Origin of the sequence: Arcobacter iocasae (assembly GCF_042214795.1) — a bacterium.
GTDB lineage: Bacteria > Campylobacterota > Campylobacteria > Campylobacterales > Arcobacteraceae > Arcobacter > Arcobacter iocasae.
In genome coordinates this window covers 1,984,255-2,002,430 of sequence record NZ_CP090177.1, presented here as the reverse complement: position 1 = coordinate 2,002,430, position 18,176 = coordinate 1,984,255, and the positions used below count along the sequence as shown (strand labels likewise).

Here is an 18,176-nt window from a genome sequence, read left to right as displayed (position 1 = left end):
GGAAATGGGAAAAACTAAAATTGATCAAGACTATCTTGCAAAAAGACAGTTAAAAAGGGGAACAGCTGGTTGGATGTTACTTGCTGGACTTGGTATTTCATATGTTATTTCAGGTGATTTTGCTGGATGGAACTTTGGTATTGCAGAAGCTGGTTGGGGTGGATTTGCCATTGCTGCTGCTTTAATGGCTGTAATGTATTTTTGTTTAGTTTTAGCATTAGCTGAAATGTCAGCTGCAATACCAGCTGCTGGTGGTGGATATAGCTTTGCAAGACAAGTTATGGGACCAGCTGGTGGATATTTAACTGGGCTTGCTATTTTAATAGAATATGCTATTGCACCTGCTGCTATTGTTATTTTTATTGGTTCTGCTGTTGAGGCTTTACTTGGTATTAATGGTCCATTAGTTTATGCACTATTTTATGCAGTATTTATTGCTATTCACTTATTTGGTGCAGGAGAGGCTTTAAAAACTATGATGGTAATTAGTGCTTTAGCTGTATTTGCTATTATTGCTACTGCTCTTGCTTTAATTGGTAATTTTGATATGTCAAATTTATTTGATATTAAAGCTTCTGCTGATGTTGCTGGAGCTACAAGCTTTTTACCATTTGGTTGGCATGGTGTTTGGGCTGCATTGCCATTTGGTATGTGGTTATTCCTAGCAGTTGAAGGTGTACCACTAGCTGCTGAAGAAGCAAAAAATCCTGAAAAAGATGTACCAAAAGGTATTATTGCAGCTATGATTTTCCTACTTATCTCTGCAGTTTTAGTTGTATTTTTACTTGCAGGTGTTGCAGGTGCTGATGCAATGGGTAAAAGTGCTGTTCCTTTAGTAGATGCTTTAAATGTAAATGGAAATACTACTTTAGCAACTATTGTTAATGTATTAGGTTTAGCTGGTTTAATTGCTTCATTTTTCTCTATCATATATGGTTATAGTAGATTAGTATTTGCCCTATCAAGAGCTGGTTACTTACCACAATTTTTATCTTTAACAAGTAAAAAGAAAACTCCTACTTGGGCTTTAATTGTTCCAGGTGTTTTAGGATTCTTAGCTTCACTAACTGGTGAAGGTGATTTAATGTTAGCTATGGCAGTTGTAGGTGCAACTATATCATACGCGCTAATGGCATTTAGTCATATCTTATTAAGAGTTAAAAATCCAGATATGCCAAGACCTTATAAAACTCCAGGTGGAGTTTTAACTTCTGGTATTGCTTTTGTATTATCTATCGTTGCACTAACAGGTGTTTATGCTTTTGACCCAAGAGCGTTTAATTATACTCTTGTTTTATATGCAATTGGTGCTTTATATTACTTCTTCTATAGTAAAAATCATTTAGTTGCAAAAACGGCTGAAGAAGAGTTTGCTATGCTTGAAGCTGCAGAAGCTGACTTAACTCATGAGTTAAGTGAATAATAAATTTATAATCAAATAACATAGACTTAAGAGTCTATGTTATTTTTCTTCATCTACCATCGTATAATGCAATTCCAAACCTTTTGAAGTAGCTATAAATCCATTTACATTTATTTTACCCTCATGTACCATTTTATGATGTTCTTTACATAGAGGAATTAAATTATATTTATGATTTGCATTTACATGACCTATAAAGCCATCTTTATTTGCCCTTGCTTGCTCTTTTATATGGTGAACATCGTCAACATTTTTTCCACATATTACACAAGTAGAAACAATAAGGTCTTTATTGTATTTTGAAGTTTTTCTTTGTGAGATTCTTTCAATTGGTTCATAATCATCGGTTAGTTTTTTTCTTATATCATTTGCCATTCTAAGAAACTCTTTATCCATATGAAGTGATTTAGCATACTCTAAACCATACATACTACTTCCACTTCCATATTGAAGTTTTCTATTAAATATAAGTTTATCTTCACTATCTTCGTACATAACTGATAAATGTAGACATATTATATTTTTTAGTTTTTCTATTTCTGGAAGTTCAGGTAGTTGATGTAAATGTGTAGCAAACATAAAAATCGATTCTAATTTTGCTAATTTTAATATGGCACTTGCCACAATACTAACTCCACTCATAGTTTCAGTACTATGACTTATCTCATCACCTAAAACTAAAGAATTTTTTGTAGCTCGATTAAATATATTTTTAAGTTCTAACATCTCAACTGCAAAAGAAGATAAACCTTTTGCAATATTATCAGCCCCAGAAATTCTTGTAAATACTGCATCAAAAATAGAGAATCTCATTGATTTACACGGTACATAAAATCCAGCTTGTGCCAAAATTACTGCAATTCCTATTGATTTCATAAGTGAAGATTTTCCACTTGAATTTATTCCATAAAGTAAAACACCATGCATTTTATTATTGAACATATTTATTGGATTTGAGTTTTTGATGATTACATTATTTTTGTATTCATCACTTGCAAGACTAAGCTCCCCTAAAATAACATCATTAGGTACATAAATTCCCTGCTCTTCTCCATGCTCAATTATTGGATGTCTTAAATCTATAAGTTCAATAAAACTCTCATTATCTTTTGTTTTTACTATTTTAGGAGGTGAATAATTATGTTTTTTTGCTGTTTTTATATTTGATACTGTTAAATCAATTTCAGCAATAAATTGAACTAATTCTTCTAATAAAACTGCGAAATTTTTCTCAAATTCCACAAGTTTATCTTTAAAAACAAGTTTATTTAGCTCAATGATTTTTCTTAAATTATGAACATATTTATCTGAGATATCCTCTGTTAGTTTACAAGTTATTTTTACAGAGTTTGTTTGAACTTTTATTTTAAAATCTTTAAATAAAAGTAGCTCATCATCAATTATTAAATGTGAATTTAAAAGCTCTTCTCTCATAAGATTAAATCTACTTTTTGTAAGTCCTAAATAAAAACCTTCTTTATCAAGTCTTTGAATACTAACAAAGTTTTGATCATTTGATTTTAAGAATCCTAATATATGCACTCTTAAAATATCTAATTTATCTACTAATTTTTTATTTTCATTTGTAAGCTCATCAATTTTTGTATTGATTCCTTCACAAATCATATTTGCTTCCACATCTTTTAGCATATACTTACCACTAATAGATAAATCAAAAGTAGAATCAATAGAATCAATAAACATCTGTAACTCAGCAGATGAGCAAGGTGCTGTGAAAAACTTATAGTTTTCCATGAAAGCCACTACTTCTTTAATACTAAGAAGAGAGTCATATAAGTAGTTTAATTCAAAGGGATGAAGTCTTGAGAGTTTAATTCTTCTAGTTAATCTTTCTATATCATAAATATTTGCTAACTCGCTCTCAATTGGAGTGTGATAATCATACAACTCTTTTGATAAAGCAAATCGTCTTAACAACTCTTTTTCATCTTTAACAGGATGAGTGAGTCTCTCTTTTAAAAGTCTTTTTCCCATAGCAGTTGAAGTATTGTTTATGATTTTTATTAAAGATGGATTATGTGAAGTTTCTATTATATTTAATTGCTCTAGGGCATTATTTCCAAGATAAATATATCTACTAATATCTAGTTTTTGAGGGAAAGATAGTTTTTGAATAATCTTCGCATCATGTCCAATCACAAAATCAATCAACACCGCTAGTGATTCAGTAGCTAAAGGTACTCTTTCCATATCAAGATGTTCTATTGAAGTTAGAAGTGATTCTATATTAAATACATTTTTAAATAGTTCATTTTGATAAACAATTTTTGGTCTAAATGAACTTATATGAAAGGTTTTGTGAGATAATTCAAGGTATTCTATTATCTCTTTTTGATTAATTCCTTTATCACAAAATGAGACAACTACCTCGTTTGTTTTATGCATATTCATATAATTGAAACACTCATCAAGGGCAAAGTTTTTGTCTTCACTTGTTCCATGAACTTCATTGTAATAACATTTTCCAGTTGTAACATCAATGGCACTATAACCAACAGAAAAGATTCCCTTATTACAATCAATTGTAAGAGAAGTAATATTATTTTCATCTTGATCAATCACAAAATCAAAGTTTGTCCCAGGACTTACAACTGTATCAATATACCTGCTAACTTTAGGAGGAAGACCTTTTTGTCTTATTAATACAACTGTATATTTTTGTTCACCAATTATTCTAGCAAGATGTTTTTCTAGTGAAATTGCAGGGACACCTGCCATGATTGGATTCTCTTTAGAGTTTTCTAAAATTGCCTTGTTTTTTCTTGTCAATTGTATATTTAAAAGCTCAGCAATCTCTTTTGCTTTACCTATTTGTTCTTCTTCATTATTTACTTCATAAACTTCAAAAAATGTCCCTATTTCCATAAGAACTACAGTATTTACTCCATATTTTTCTTCAAACTTTTTTTGAAGCTTAAAATAAGTTATTGTTAGAAGTTCTTTTTTATCTTGTAAAAGTTCATTAAGCTCAGCGTTTACCACTATCTTCTAACTCCTGTCCATTCTCTTATTAATTCTCTTTGTTCTTTTGTCAAATTAGCTTCTTTATGTATCCAAGTGTAACTAGCCAAAGGCATAGCAGCATATGCTGTTCTATAGATTTCTTTAAGTTTTTTTTCTTTTTCTTCTTTTGTATAATTTGCCCATTTGCTAAAATCTAATGCTTTTCTTCCATCAACTACATGTCCTTCTATTATCCAAGATCCAGGTGCAATTGAGCTATACCATGGCCAAATAGTTTCACTTGAATGGCAGTCATAACAAGCATTTTTAAGTAAAACTTTAACCTCTTTTGGGGTTTGAATTTCTAAAGATTTATCAATAACAGGGTTTGTTTTATCTATTTGTATTGCTTGCATTAAAAGCAAAACTACAAAAAATATTAAAATAGTAATTTTCATTTATTCTCCATAAAGCATCTCATAAGGTCTTTTTATTGCATTTATAAAAGCGCTTATGCTTATATTTTTTCCTTCTCTTAAAAACTCTTTCCCATCAAGGTAAAATAAAATTGTAGGAGCTTGAAATACTGAAAAATAAGAACTTATTTCTAAGCTCTCATCAATTTTTATTTCGAAAAAACTAATTTTATCGAAATAAGTTGAAATTTCTTTTTCTATTTTTGGTTTTAACACTTTACACACTGAACAACTTTTAGAAGAGAAGTATATAATCAAAGCCTCTTTCGAAGTTATCTTCTCTTTAATTTGTTCTAAATTATTTATTACTTTCATCTTCTTTTATTAATTCTTCTTCTTTATTTTCTTCATTTTCATCTTTTCTATCTTTTCTATTTTGAAAAATATCATGTCTACTTAAACTAATCCCTTTCATATGAGTTAAAGGAAAAGCAAAAGCGATACCTTTTCCTTCTGTTGTTATATGAAGGGAATGAATAATTGATTTTATTACAGGATTTACCCTAGCTTTTGGCAATAAAAACAGAAGTAAAGAATCATTTGCTTCAAAAGATGTTCTATAAAAATTGTGCATTTTTCCAAGTCCCATACCATCTGCTCTTAAGACTGTAACGCCATTTGCACCAGCTTTACTAGCTGCTTGAATGGCATCTATTTTTTTATCTTTTGGAACTATTATTGCAACCGCATAAAAATCCATCGGTAATGAGTGTCTTCTATTACTTCCATCAATATTTACAGTTGCTAAATCCATATTCTCAGCATCAACTAAATTGTCTCGTAAGATATTTTCAGCTTCAATTTGAGTATCTGATTTAACCCCAAGTTTTTCTGTTAATATCCCATAAAGCATAACAGTAATCATAGGAAATAATGAAGCAAAGGCAATAAGTCCAAAACCATCAATAAGTGGGCTTCTTCCAGGAATATTTGTTGCAAGTCCAATTCCAAGTGCTGCAACCAAAGGAACAGTTACTGTTGAAGTTGTAACTCCTCCACTATCATAAGCTATAGGAATAATATACTTTGGTGCTATAAAAGTTAATATTATAACAAGAATATATCCTACAATAATATAATAATGAATATGTCCACCATCAACTATTCTAAATGCACCAAGAGCAATACCAATTGCAACTCCAAGTGCAACAAATAACCTTAGTGCAAAATCATTTATTCTACCATCACTAATCTCTTTTGCTTTTTTTGCAATGGCCATAAGTGCAGGTTCTGCCATCGTTGTAGAAAATCCAATAGCAAATGCAAATGCATAAATTACTAATACTGACTTACTTTTTGTTAATTCATAAGCCATCGTTTCACCAAGGCTAAATAACCCTAGTTCTAATCCTAATATAAATGCATATAACCCAATAATAACAAGAATAAATCCTAAAAAAACAGTTTTTATATTTTGAATACTTTTTTTCAATACACCATATTGGAAAAATAAAATAATAAGTAATATTGGCGTTACATCTTTTATAACTGCTATTATTCCCATTATTACAGAACTTACTGTTATATCTTTTGGTGAAGAGATAATTGGATTAATTACCACTTCGGCCACATCTTTTGCATCAACTAAAGAATAAACAGCTATTCCATAGATTTGAACAAAAATCATAGGAGTAAGTGAAGCAAAAGCAATAAGTCCAAATCCATCAATTACAGGATTTCGTCCTTTTATATTTGAAGCTAATCCAATACCAAGAGCTGCAACAAGTGGAACGGTTACAGTTGAAGTTGTAACTCCACCTAAATCGTATGCAAGCCCAATAATTTCTTTTGGAGCAAAAAATGTAATACTTACAACAAAAAGATATCCTACTATTATGTAATAGTGAATTGGATGACCTTTTATTATTCTATAAACACCAAGTAAAATTGCAAATCCAACAGAACCAGCAACAACAAACCGTAAAACAGAAGCATCAATTCTACCACTAGAAATTGAAGCTGCCTTATCTGCAATTACAGCAAGTGCTGGTTCGGCAATGGTTGTACCAAAACCTATCATAAATCCAAATATTAAAATCCAAATTGTCCATCCAGATTTTGCAAAATCTCTAGCAAGGCTTTCCCCAACTGGAAATATTCCTATTTCCAAACCTTGTAAAAAGATTGCAAGTCCAACACCTACAATAATCAAACCAATACTTGTTGATATCCACCCTGGTGGTACTGTTTGTAAAATTGCTAATTGAAAAAATAAAATTACTAAAATTATTGGAAGAAGATCTCTGAATGAATCTTTTAATAATTTCAAGAAAAAGTTAAACTGCATCATAGTTTAAAGCGCACCTTTTGTTAAATTTATATTATATTACCAAAATAAAATAAAATAAAAGTTTTAAAAGGATAATTATAAAGAAGAAATAATATAAGAGATTAATCTCTTATATTAAATTTGATGTTCATTGTTTTTAGATAATCTTTCTTTTTGAGAAAGGTATGAATTAAGTGCACCTAAGTATGCTTTTGCAGTTGCAAGCATAGTATCAATACTCAAACCATGCCCTACAAATGATGGTGAAGATTCATCAAAAACAACTCTTGTAGTTACTTTTGCCAAGGCATCTTTACCTTCAGTAACTGAAGTTACATTATAACTTTGTAACTCACCACTATACCCTGTAAGTCTATCAATAGTTTTGAAAATTGCATCCATCGTACCATTGCCAATATTTGCCTCAATCATAACTTCATCTTTATATTTGATTGATACAGATGCCATTGGAGTTCCAGATGAACAATCAGAAATTTGTAATCCAACTAATTCATAAGTTTTGTCATGATTTAATGACTCATCTGTAACTAACATTCTAATATCATCATCTGTAACATCTTTTTTCTTATCAGCTAAGGCTTTAAATTTTTCAAATGCAGTATTTAATTCTTCATCAGAAATCTTATCAAATCCTAAGTGCTCTATTTTATCTCTAAACGCAGCACGCCCACTATGTTTTCCTAAGATTAAATTAGAGTCTTTATAAACACCAATATCTTCAGGCTTCATGATTTCATATGTTTCTTGATTTTTTAACATACCATCTTGGTGAATTCCACTTTCGTGGGCAAATGCATTTTTACCAACAATAGCTTTATTTTGTTGTGGTTCAACACCTGTAATTGTTGCTACTAATCTAGATGATGGATAAATCTCTTTTGTATTTATATTTGTATATAAATCACCAAAGGCATCTTTTCTAGTTTTAATAGCCATTACAGCCTCTTCTAAAGCAGAATTCCCTGCTCGCTCACCCAAACCATTAACTGTAACTTCTATTTGTCTAGCACCATTTAAAACAGCAGCTAAAGTATTCGCTGTTGCCAATCCTAAGTCATTGTGATTGTGAACTGAGATTATTGCTCTATCTCCTGCAAAATCACTTAATTCTTTTACCATTGCACCTAATTCTGTTGGTAATCTATATCCTACAGTATCTGGTAAGTTAATTGTACTTGCCCCTGCAGCAATTACTGCATCCATAACCTCTTTCATAAAAGATATATCACTTCTTCCTGCATCTTCTAAAGAAAACTCTACATCATCAACGAATGTTCTTGCATATTCAACTGCATGAACAGCTCTTTTGATAACTTCAGCTTCACTCATTTTTAATTTATATTTCATATGAATTGGAGAAGTTGCAATAAAAGTATGAATTCTGTGCATTGCAGCTTTTTGCACTGCTAATCCTGATTGTTTAATATCATTTTCAATTGCTCTACTTAAAGAACAAATACTTGAGTTTTTAACAACTTCAGCTATTCTTGAAACAGCATCAAAATCCCCAGGACTAGCTGCTGCAAAACCAGCTTCAATAACATCAACTCCTAACTTTTCTAATTGCAAAGCAACTTTAATCTTTTCATCAGTATTCATAGAACAACCAGGGCTTTGTTCCCCATCTCTTAATGTTGTATCTAATACTATAATTCTATTTTTATCCATCTTGTAACCTTTGTAAATTGGGCATATTATATCTTTTTTTAAATAAAAGAAAAACTTGTACGGGAATTAAATTGTATTTATATAATAAATGTTAGAGGAAGTTTTTGAGGAGAAGTTGAGAATTTGTACTTTTGGTAAAATTATTTTTGAAAAAATCAATATTTTTCATTACGCTCTCCTATTAAGTTTAGAAGATAATTATATTTTATAAAATATGATTTGTCAAGGAAAAGTTTATAAAACTTCTCCTACTTTTAATTTTTGTGCAAATTTTAGATTTAAAGGATAAGAAGATGGAATATAAATTTTTACAATACCATTTATAAAAACACCTATTTTATCATATTGTTTTACATTTCCCACATTGTTAAATTCATGTGAAATATTAAATCTTCCAGATATCAATTCTAATCTAATATCATCAAATTTTAATACTCTTTTTTCATTTAATTCTTTTGCTTTATAACTATTTGTACAAAAGTTAAGGCCATTTCTATGAAATTCTTCTTTAAATAAAGAATCTTTTGGAGCAATTAATATGTGAGAATCCAATATTCCTACATTTACATATACTATATTTTGAGAATTTAATTTATCAATTGCAATAATTTCCCCACTTATGGGAGAAACTAAAGAATCAACTTTTACTTTTATTTTTAAATTATTTCTATAAATAAATATTAGAAATAATGTTATTACAAAAGTTATAAAAGCCAATGTATCACATATAAACAAATATGAAAATACAAAAATAGCAAAAGAGATATAAATATATACTCTTCCCTCTTTTGCTACAAAATTATTAATCATCTTTTTTCTCATCTTTATTAGATGAATCTTCATCATTAGTAGAAGGTTCATCTTCTTTTTTATCTTCAGAAGTTTCAGGAGTAGCTTTATCTACTTCAACATTATTTTCTATTTTATCAGAATGTAAATCTTCTTCTTCAAAAACAACTCCACCGTTTGCTTTAATAATTTCTCTTACTCTAACACCTGAGATAACTTCTACTTCAAGTAATTCTTTAGTCATTTCCTCGATTGCATCACTATTCTCTCTTAAAGATTGAAGAACAATTTCATATCTTTCATTTAATACAGTTTTAATATGAGTATCAAGATCTTTTGCCATATTATCAGAGAAGTCTTTTTGTGTTTGACCACCTAAAAATTGATTTGATCTTTTTTCTAAAACCATTAATCCAGCAATATCACTCATACCATAGATAGAAGCCATAGATTTAACTATATCTGTTGCTCTTTCTAAGTCATTTCCAGCACCTGTACTAATCTCTTTGATAAATACCTCTTCTGCTGCTCTACCACCTAATAATACATCAACTTCTGCTATTAACTCATGTTTTTGCATTAAGTATTTATTCTCTTCTGGATTATTTAATGTGTACCCTAAAGCTGCAAGTCCTCTTGGAACAATTGATACTTTATTTACTTTTTTAGCACCTTTTGTAATCTCTGCAATTAAAGCATGCCCAGATTCATGGTAAGCTACAATTTTTCTCTCTTTTGGAGAAATTCTTCTTGATTTTTTCTCTAAACCAGCAATTTGTCTCTCAACCGCTTCTTTAAAATCAGTATATGTAACTTCTTCTTTTTTTGCTCTTCCGGCTAGTAGTGCTGCTTCATTAATAATGTTTGCTAAATCTGCCCCTGCTAGTCCAGCTGTCATTCTAGCAACTTCAACTAAGTCAACATCAGTACCAACTTTTACACCTTTAATGTGTACATTTAAAATCTCTTTTCTACCTTCGAAGTCAGGTTTGTCAACTAAAACTTGTCTATCAAATCTTCCTGGTCTTAATAATGCAGGGTCAAGAACTTCTGGTCTGTTTGTTGCAGCTAGTACAATAACAGGTGCAGATTCTGTTGCAAATCCATCCATTTCTGCTAAAAGTTGATTTAGAGTTTGTTCTCTTTCATCATTTCCACCCATTGGTCCACCTGAAGCTCTAGATTTACCAATAGCATCAATTTCATCAATAAAAATAATTGCAGGTGCAACTTTTTTTGCTTGTTCAAACAGGTCTCTAACTCTTGAAGCTCCAACCCCAACAAACATCTCAATAAATGCAGAACCAGATACTGATAAGAACTCAACATCTGCTTCACCAGCAACTGCTTTTGCAAGTAAAGTTTTACCAGTACCTGGAGGTCCTACTAGTAAAACACCTTTTGGAATCTGTGCTCCAAGTTTTACATATCTATCAGGGTCTTTTAAGAAATCAACTACTTCTTGAACTTCTTCTTTAGCCTCTTTATTTCCAGCCATATCTTCAAATTTTACATTTGGTTTTTCTGAATTTATCATTTTTTTAGAAGATCCAATTCCTAGGATTCCTCCACTTCCACCACCCATTGATTTTGACATTCTTTTAGCTAAGAACATCCAAATTGCAAAGAATATAAATATAGGTAAAACCCATCCAAATAAAATATCAGCTAAAACATTTTCTTCATTAACTCCACCATAATCTATTCCATTTTTTTCTAACATAGGAATCAAGGTACTATCTGGAACTACTCTTCTTGCCGTATAAGTTGTAATATCAGCACCATTTGGTTTTGACACAGCTTTAATATTAGTATTTCCAATTCCCACATATTGAATTTTTCCACTACTAATTAAATTCTTTAAGTCAGAATAAGCAATAGTTTTATGCTTTGTTTGTCCAAATGCTTGGATATTTTGGTTTGTCGCAGTTCCTTGCTCTTCTGGAAATAAGGCTTTAAAAGCCATAATTGTAACTAGTGAAAATAAAACAAAAACTAATAATGGATTATTACTAAAAAAATTATTGTTATTATTGTTATTATTATTTTTGTCTTGTTTATTGTTTTTCTTATTTTTCAAACTAAACTCCTTTTTTTAATACAAGGGTAACCCATTCATTTTTTTGAATTACCTCAATTTGTTCTAAATCTTCAAATTTTTTCAACACTTTATTTAAATGATTATCTAATATCCCTGATAATACTAAGGTAGACCCCTCTTTTAAGCATTTTTTCAACTCTTTTGAAATCATTACTAAAACATCTGCAACGATATTTGCAATAACAAAATCATACTTCTTATTAGAAAGCATTGCACTTCCTGTCCATGCATTGTTAAATTGTGCATTGTTTAGTAAAAAATTTGATTTTGAACTTTCAATACAAACTTCATCCGTATCACAAATATCAACTTTTGCCCCTAATTTACTAGCTGCAATTGATAAAATACCACTTCCACACCCTACATCAAGAACTTCATATTCATTTTTCATGTATTTAGAAATAGCTTCTAAACAACTATTTGTTGTTTCATGATGACCTGAACCAAAAGAAAGTGCTGGATTTATGATGATATCAATTTTATCATCTTTAGCTTCAATCCAAGATGGTCTTACAAAAAATTTACCAACTTCTACTGCTTTTACAGATTCTTGATACTTTTTTATCCAATCTTCATTTTTTTTCACTTCTATAGAAGTCTTACACTCAACTCCTAAAGCTTTTGCAAACTCATTAATTCCAAGTTCGACATCTTCCAAATTCTCTTCACTTCTTGAAATAAGTACATTTTCTTCTATCTCAACTGCACCTTGAGTTAATTGAGTTAATAAATCTATGAACAACTCTTGTGAACTTTTTACATTTATCACTAACTCATAATAATTTTCTTTCACACATTGCCCTTTAAAAGTTTAATCTATTTTAATTTTGTAACTCATTTGATGTAAAAAAGCTTTCAATTGTATCTCTCATAATATCTGGCTCTTTTATAGTATTAATTATATCCCTAAATTCTGAGGCACCATTGTAGCCTTTAGAATAAGAGTGAAGCAGTTTTCTAAACATAATCGCTCCATGTTCACCATGAAATCTTAACACTGCATCATAATGTTCTAATATTATAGCTTTTTTTATATCTTCACTTATATCTTCTACCCCATGTTTTAATTGGTAGAAAATCCAAGGTTTACCAATAGCACCTCGTCCAATCATTAGTCCATCTGCTTTTGTATGAGCAAGTACTTCTTTTGCTTTTGCATAATCTTTTATATCACCATTTGCAATAACTGGGATTGAAACAGCTTCTTTTATTGCTTTAATTGCATCATAATCAACTGGTGCTTTATATTTTCCAGCTCTTGTTCTTCCATGTACTGAAATAAAATCAACTCCACAAGCTTCTACTGCTTTTGCTATTTCTACTGGAATTTTTTCATTTACCCCAATTCTAACTTTTGCACTAGTATAAAGTTTTTTATTATATTTTTTTACTGTTCCTAAAATTTCCTCTAATTTTTTCAAATCACCCAAAAGATTAGAACCACTTCCATGGTTAAAAACTTTTGGAGCAGGACAACCACAGTTTAAGTCAATCCCATCAATACCTTCCATGTCATTTAGTATCTCAACAGCATCACGAACTAATTCTGCTTTATTACCTGCAATTTGTACAAAGTAAGGATCTTCTGAAGGTGATTTTTCTATCATTTTAAAAGTCTTTTGAGAATTGTAAACAAGCGCATTTGATGAAATCATTTCAGAAATAGTCAAATCTGCACCAAACTTTTTAACAACTGCACGAAAAGGTAAGTCTGTATATCCAGCAAGAGGAGCCAACACCATTAAGGGTTGGCTAAAATCAAGTTTTTTCATATTATTTGTTATAACAAAGATTCTCTAAAGTATAATATTTACCTGAATCTTTTAAATCTAAAAGAGCTCTGAAAGATTGATATTCTTCTTTTTTATAACCATTTAAAGTCTCTCTAACCTTGTCAATCATTTCATATTCAAATAAAACAACCAAATATGCATCCATTGCCAACTCATTGTCATTTGAAATTGTTTCAAACATTTTTATAAGTTCATCTGGTTGAATAGATTTTTTATAAAGTTTAGCAAAAGTTAAATAATCTTCTTTATCAAACTCAACATCTTTTGTATATTTAATAATTGCATCATGTTCTAATGCAAATTCTGAATTATCAGAATCTTTTTTCATAAGTTCTAAAACCATCTCTTTATCAAGTTTTAAACCATCAAGAAGTTTTTTAATTGTAGTCATACTTTTATTTTTTACTACATTAAAAAATGCAGCTTTTACAATTTTATCTGAAAAATCTTTTGATTTTTTCAAAACATCAATTGCATAATCAACATCTTCATTTACTTTATTTAAAATATTTTTTTGAGCAACTTGTCCATTTTTATTAAATTTAAAAGACTTATCGCTTACATACTCCCCAGAATTGATTTTAATCATATTATTTACAATAATCTTAATATCATTATTTGAAGATTCAAAATTTTCAACTTTCGGAGACAATTTCATTTGTACTAAAATATCAGCTAACTCTTTCAATGCTTTTTGTTTAAATTTCTTATTAGAATTATTTCCTAATAATAAATCTTTAAAAAACTCAATTATATTCTCTTCGTCTTTTTTTATAGCACTTGCTTGTAAATAGTTCTTAAAACCATAAAAAACTATATGTAAAATAGTTACTAAAAAAAGTACAACAAGAGGTAATACAACCCAAACTGCTATTGGTAAAGCACGTGAATAATCTAAAATGCTTACTGTATAATTACCTGTTTGTATACTGAAAACAAATATATAAACTGCGATTATTAACAACAATGAAAAAGCTATATATTTTTTAAGTCCCATAAATTATCCTTTAGATTTAATTATTCTCACTCTCATAAATCTCTCTACAAGGTGTACAAAATTTTGCAAATGGTTTTGCTCTTAATCTTCCAATTGCAATTGATTCATCACACATCTCACAAATACCATAAGTCTTGTTATCTATTCTTTTAAGTGCATCTTCAATCTCACTTAACTCTTTAGATTGTTGATTCGCAATAATCCCTTCCTTGAACGAATCACTTGAAACCTCAGCATAATCATAATCATCATTACACTCTGAATTTTTTAAAGAATCTAGACTGTCTCTACTCCCCTGAATATTTTTTTCTATTAATTCTTTTCTTTCTGCTAAAATAATTTTTAACTCATCTATTTGTTTTGTATTCGCCACTTTTAACCCTTAATCTAAAAATTTCGACATTATACTCAAAATTATCTAAATTATTTATGATAGGGATGGTTATTATTTATACACAAAGCTCTAAAAATTTGTTCTAGGAGTACTATATTCGCTATTTTATGAGCAAATGTAAGTTCACTTAAACTAATTTTTTTATCACATTTATGTAAAAAAGATGTTTCAAATCCAAAAGCACCACCAATAAAAAAGTTAATTACTGCATTATTTTGTAATAATTGTGCAAATTCATAACTATCAACTTTCTTTCCAAGAACATCTAATGCAATATTATACCCATTATTTAAAAAAGGTTCAAAAACTTCACTATAAGATTTCTTTGCTTCTATATCTGAAATAGTTTGAGCTTTTCCAATTTTTTTATTAAATAAGTTATATATTTCAACTTTTGCATACTTTGAAGACATTTTTATAAAATCTTCTATAATTTTATTAAACTCATCATTTGAAGATTTTGCTATTTGATAGATATTTATTTTAATCATATAATCTTGATCCTACTACATTAAAAGAAATATTTGCTATGAGTTCAGTAATCTTTACTCCACCTATAGCACAAACTGGATGCTTTGAGATCTTTGCAAGATAAGATATCTTATTACCTAACATTACACTCACATCTTTCGTTGTAGTTGTTCTGTAAGCTCCAAGTCCTATCATATCCAAATCCAAATTATTTGCTTCTAATATCTCTTTTTCATTATGTGTAGAAAGACCCAAAAGCTTATTTCCAATTTTTTTTCTTATTAGTTTTACAACTAATTGTTTATTTGAATTAATTTTATCAAAATCTTCTTGTCCTAAATGTAAACCATCACAATATTGTACTAAATCTATCTCATCATTTATGATTATTGGAATATTTGTTTTGCTTCTTAGATAAAAAAGGTTTTCTTTTTTTGTTTGATAATTTGAAAGTTTATCTCTGTATTGAATAATTTTTGCATCAAACTTTTCGCAAAGTTCTAAGAATCTTTCAAAGGAAATATTTTTATTTTTTAGAGTTTGAAAGTCACATAAAGCATATAACTCATTTGAAGAACTTTTAGGATCAAATCCTAAAAGTTCTTCAAAACGATTATTATTCATTAACTAACTTGAATAGTATTGGTTGAAAACATTGTTAATAAATCAGAAAGAGTTTTTTTCATATCTGCTCTATTCACAACCATATCAATTGAACCTTTTTCAAGTAAGAATTCAGCTCTTTGGAAGCCTTCAGGTAAATCTGCTCCAATAGTTTGTTTAATAACTCTTTGCCCTGCAAATCCAACTAATGCACCTGGCTCTGCCATTATAATATCACCCAAAAAAGCAAACGAAGCAGAAACTCCACCCATAGTAGGATCAGTTAAAACTGAGATATAAGGAAGTCCAGCAGCATCAAGTTTTTTTAGTGCTGCAGAAGTTTTAGCCATTTGCATAAGAGCAAAAGTTGATTCTTGCATTCTAGCACCTCCCGAAGCAGAAACAATAATAACACCTTGTTTCTTTTCTAGTGCACGATTTACACATCTAACAATCTTTTCACCCTCAACTGAACCTAAACTTCCACCCATAAAAGCAAAATCAAAAATTGCCATTTGAACACCAATACCATTGATAGTACATTCACCACTTACAACAGAAGAGTCTCTTCCTGTTTTTTTAACAGCTTCATCAACTCTTTTTTTATAAGATTTACTATCAACAAAGTTTAATGGGTCATTTGGAATTAAATCATTATCATATTCTACAAAAGAATTTTCATCACATATGATTTCGATTCTTCTTTTAGCACCAATTCTCATATGAAAATTACATTTAGGACATATATTGTTTTGAGACTCTACTTCCTTAAAAAACATCAAAGAACTACATTCTGGACACTTTATCCAATGACTTGGTGCATCTTTTTTTGTTGGTTGTTCTTTTTTACTATCAAATTTTATTTTATTAAATAAATTCTTCAAATCCATTATATATCCTTCTTAAAACTATTTCTTCAAACTTATAAACTTGTCTAATTCATCAAGTTGTTCCCAAGGATAATCCTCTTGTCCAACTTGTCCTCGTGCTGCTACATCTGCATAAAGGAAAGTATCAACACTAGGTTTATCTAAATTGAATTTTTTCGTAATCCAGTTTGGAGTTAACGAAAAACTATCATGTACAAATGTAGATAAAATATCATCATTTAATCCATCAATACAAGTCCCACAAGTATCAACAGAAATCGAAGTTGGTTTAGCAACACCAATTGCATAAGACAGTTGAACAATTGCTTTTTTAGCAATTCCAGATGCAACGATATGTTTTGCTATCCATCTACCTGCATACAATCCACTTCTATCAACTTTTGTATAATCTTTACTTGATTGAGCTCCACCACCAATTGGTGCATATCCTCCAAAAGAATCAACAATAAGTTTTCTTCCTGTTAATCCTGAATCATGTAAAGAAGAGTGTGATACATATTTTCCTGTTGGGTTAATATGAATAATAGTTTTTTCTAAATCAAATAACTCTTTTGGTAAATCTGTATCTTTAATTAATCCCAAGATTAATTTTCTTACTGTATCTATATTCATTGTAGATACACAAGGAGCTGAAACAACGATAGTATGAATATGTTTTGGTAAACAATTTTCAAAATTCTCTTTTGTTTCATAATCAACAGTAACTTGTGTTTTAATATCAACACCTAAAACATCTGGATTTGCTAAAGCGTAAGTATAAACTTTTTCCATAAGCATTCTTGCATATGTAATTGCACTTGGCATAAAGTTTGCTGTTTCACTATTTGCATAACCAAACATAATTCCTTGATCTCCAGCACCAGTTTCACCATCAACTTGATCAACACCTTGATTAATATCAGGAGATTGTCTATTTAATAAAACTTGTACATTTACATCATCAGGGTGTAAACACTCCTCTTTTGTAAAATGAGGATGACCATTATACCCAATTTTTGCTAGAGCATCAATTACTAAGTCTTTGTAATCTTGCTCAGATAAATTTGTAGATGAAGTAACTTCTCCACCAATAACAACATGTTTACCTGCAACAAAAACTTCTGAGGCAACTCTACTTTTGCTATCTCCGATAATTAATTTATCAACAATTGTATCTGCTATTATATCTGCACACTTATCAGGGTGACCTGGGCTTACTACTTCACTAGTAAATAAATATTCTGTTTTGTTTTCCATTTTTGTTTTCCATTCCTTTGTTTTCCAAAAGCTAAAATTGAATTACTTTTCAAATCTTTTGAAAAGAATTTTTAAATCTTA

16 protein-coding genes are annotated in these 18,176 nt (G+C 29.7%); 1 reads left to right on the top strand and 15 read right to left on the bottom strand.

What is annotated here, in order from left to right:
• The first annotated feature begins 4 nt into the window (after window positions 1–4).
• Window positions 5–1,423 (top strand): ethanolamine permease, encoded by a 1,419-nt coding sequence (gene eat / locus LXN10_RS10065; protein ID WP_013134527.1) that lies wholly within the window; start codon window positions 5–7, stop codon window positions 1,421–1,423.
• A 39-nt stretch (window positions 1,424–1,462) separates the two neighbouring features.
• On the opposite strand, the gene LXN10_RS10060 is transcribed toward eat, so the two are convergent.
• The 15 genes from LXN10_RS10060 to metK all read right to left on the bottom strand — a co-directional run bounded on the left by LXN10_RS10060 (window position 1,463) and on the right by metK (window position 18,095).
• Complete coding sequence (locus tag LXN10_RS10060; RefSeq protein ID WP_375722898.1) at window positions 1,463–4,426, bottom strand: MutS-related protein; 2,964 nt, start codon at window positions 4,424–4,426, stop codon at window positions 1,463–1,465.
• Window positions 4,426–4,845 carry a heme-binding domain-containing protein gene (locus LXN10_RS10055; RefSeq protein WP_375722897.1) on the bottom strand — a complete coding sequence of 140 codons (420 nt, stop codon included), beginning with the start codon at window positions 4,843–4,845 and terminating at the stop codon, window positions 4,426–4,428. Before LXN10_RS10055 ends, LXN10_RS10060 begins: the two co-directional genes overlap by 1 nt.
• A complete protein-coding gene (locus tag LXN10_RS10050; RefSeq protein WP_375722896.1) occupies window positions 4,846–5,178 on the bottom strand; it encodes a thioredoxin family protein in 333 nt (110 codons plus the stop codon). It abuts the gene before it with no gap.
• The gene (locus LXN10_RS10045; protein ID WP_375722895.1) at window positions 5,162–7,153 is read right to left on the bottom strand and encodes a DUF1538 family protein; all 1,992 of its coding nucleotides are present in this window, start codon (window positions 7,151–7,153) and stop codon (window positions 5,162–5,164) included. Before LXN10_RS10045 ends, LXN10_RS10050 begins: the two co-directional genes overlap by 17 nt.
• 114 nt (window positions 7,154–7,267) lie before the next feature.
• Window positions 7,268–8,821, bottom strand: coding sequence for a 2-isopropylmalate synthase (locus LXN10_RS10040; protein ID WP_375722894.1), 1,554 nt, complete (start codon window positions 8,819–8,821; stop codon window positions 7,268–7,270).
• 234 nt (window positions 8,822–9,055) lie between these two features.
• Window positions 9,056–9,631, bottom strand: coding sequence for a hypothetical protein (locus LXN10_RS10035; protein WP_375722893.1), 576 nt, complete (start codon window positions 9,629–9,631; stop codon window positions 9,056–9,058).
• Window positions 9,624–11,690 (bottom strand): ATP-dependent zinc metalloprotease FtsH, encoded by a 2,067-nt coding sequence (gene ftsH, locus LXN10_RS10030; RefSeq protein ID WP_375722892.1) that lies wholly within the window; start codon window positions 11,688–11,690, stop codon window positions 9,624–9,626. Before ftsH ends, LXN10_RS10035 begins: the two co-directional genes overlap by 8 nt.
• A gap of 1 nt (window position 11,691) precedes the next feature.
• On the bottom strand, window positions 11,692–12,504 hold the full coding sequence (locus LXN10_RS10025; RefSeq protein ID WP_375722891.1) for a 50S ribosomal protein L11 methyltransferase: 813 nt from the start codon (window positions 12,502–12,504) through the stop codon (window positions 11,692–11,694).
• A 28-nt stretch (window positions 12,505–12,532) separates the two neighbouring features.
• Window positions 12,533–13,483, bottom strand: a complete 951-nt coding sequence (locus LXN10_RS10020) for a tRNA dihydrouridine synthase (RefSeq protein ID WP_375722890.1) — start codon at window positions 13,481–13,483, stop codon at window positions 12,533–12,535.
• Window position 13,484: 1 nt separating this feature from the next.
• Window positions 13,485–14,501: a hypothetical protein gene (locus LXN10_RS10015; protein ID WP_375722889.1), complete on the bottom strand. Its 1,017-nt coding sequence runs from the start codon at window positions 14,499–14,501 to the stop codon at window positions 13,485–13,487.
• 16 nt (window positions 14,502–14,517) lie between these two features.
• Entirely contained in the window at window positions 14,518–14,874 is a 357-nt protein-coding gene (gene dksA, locus LXN10_RS10010) for an RNA polymerase-binding protein DksA (protein WP_129100023.1), read from the bottom strand.
• A gap of 50 nt (window positions 14,875–14,924) precedes the next feature.
• Window positions 14,925–15,383, bottom strand: coding sequence for a 23S rRNA (pseudouridine(1915)-N(3))-methyltransferase RlmH (locus LXN10_RS10005; protein WP_258238644.1), 459 nt, complete (start codon window positions 15,381–15,383; stop codon window positions 14,925–14,927).
• Window positions 15,379–15,990, bottom strand: a complete 612-nt coding sequence (locus LXN10_RS10000; protein WP_375722888.1) for a thiamine phosphate synthase — start codon at window positions 15,988–15,990, stop codon at window positions 15,379–15,381. Before LXN10_RS10000 ends, LXN10_RS10005 begins: the two co-directional genes overlap by 5 nt.
• Window positions 15,990–16,859, bottom strand: a complete 870-nt coding sequence (accD, locus tag LXN10_RS09995) for an acetyl-CoA carboxylase, carboxyltransferase subunit beta (RefSeq protein ID WP_013134512.1) — start codon at window positions 16,857–16,859, stop codon at window positions 15,990–15,992. The genes LXN10_RS10000 and accD overlap by 1 nt, the downstream gene beginning before the upstream one ends.
• An 18-nt stretch (window positions 16,860–16,877) precedes the next feature.
• The gene (gene metK, locus LXN10_RS09990) at window positions 16,878–18,095 is read right to left on the bottom strand and encodes a methionine adenosyltransferase (protein WP_375722887.1); all 1,218 of its coding nucleotides are present in this window, start codon (window positions 18,093–18,095) and stop codon (window positions 16,878–16,880) included.
• Window positions 18,096–18,176: the final 81 nt, after the last annotated feature.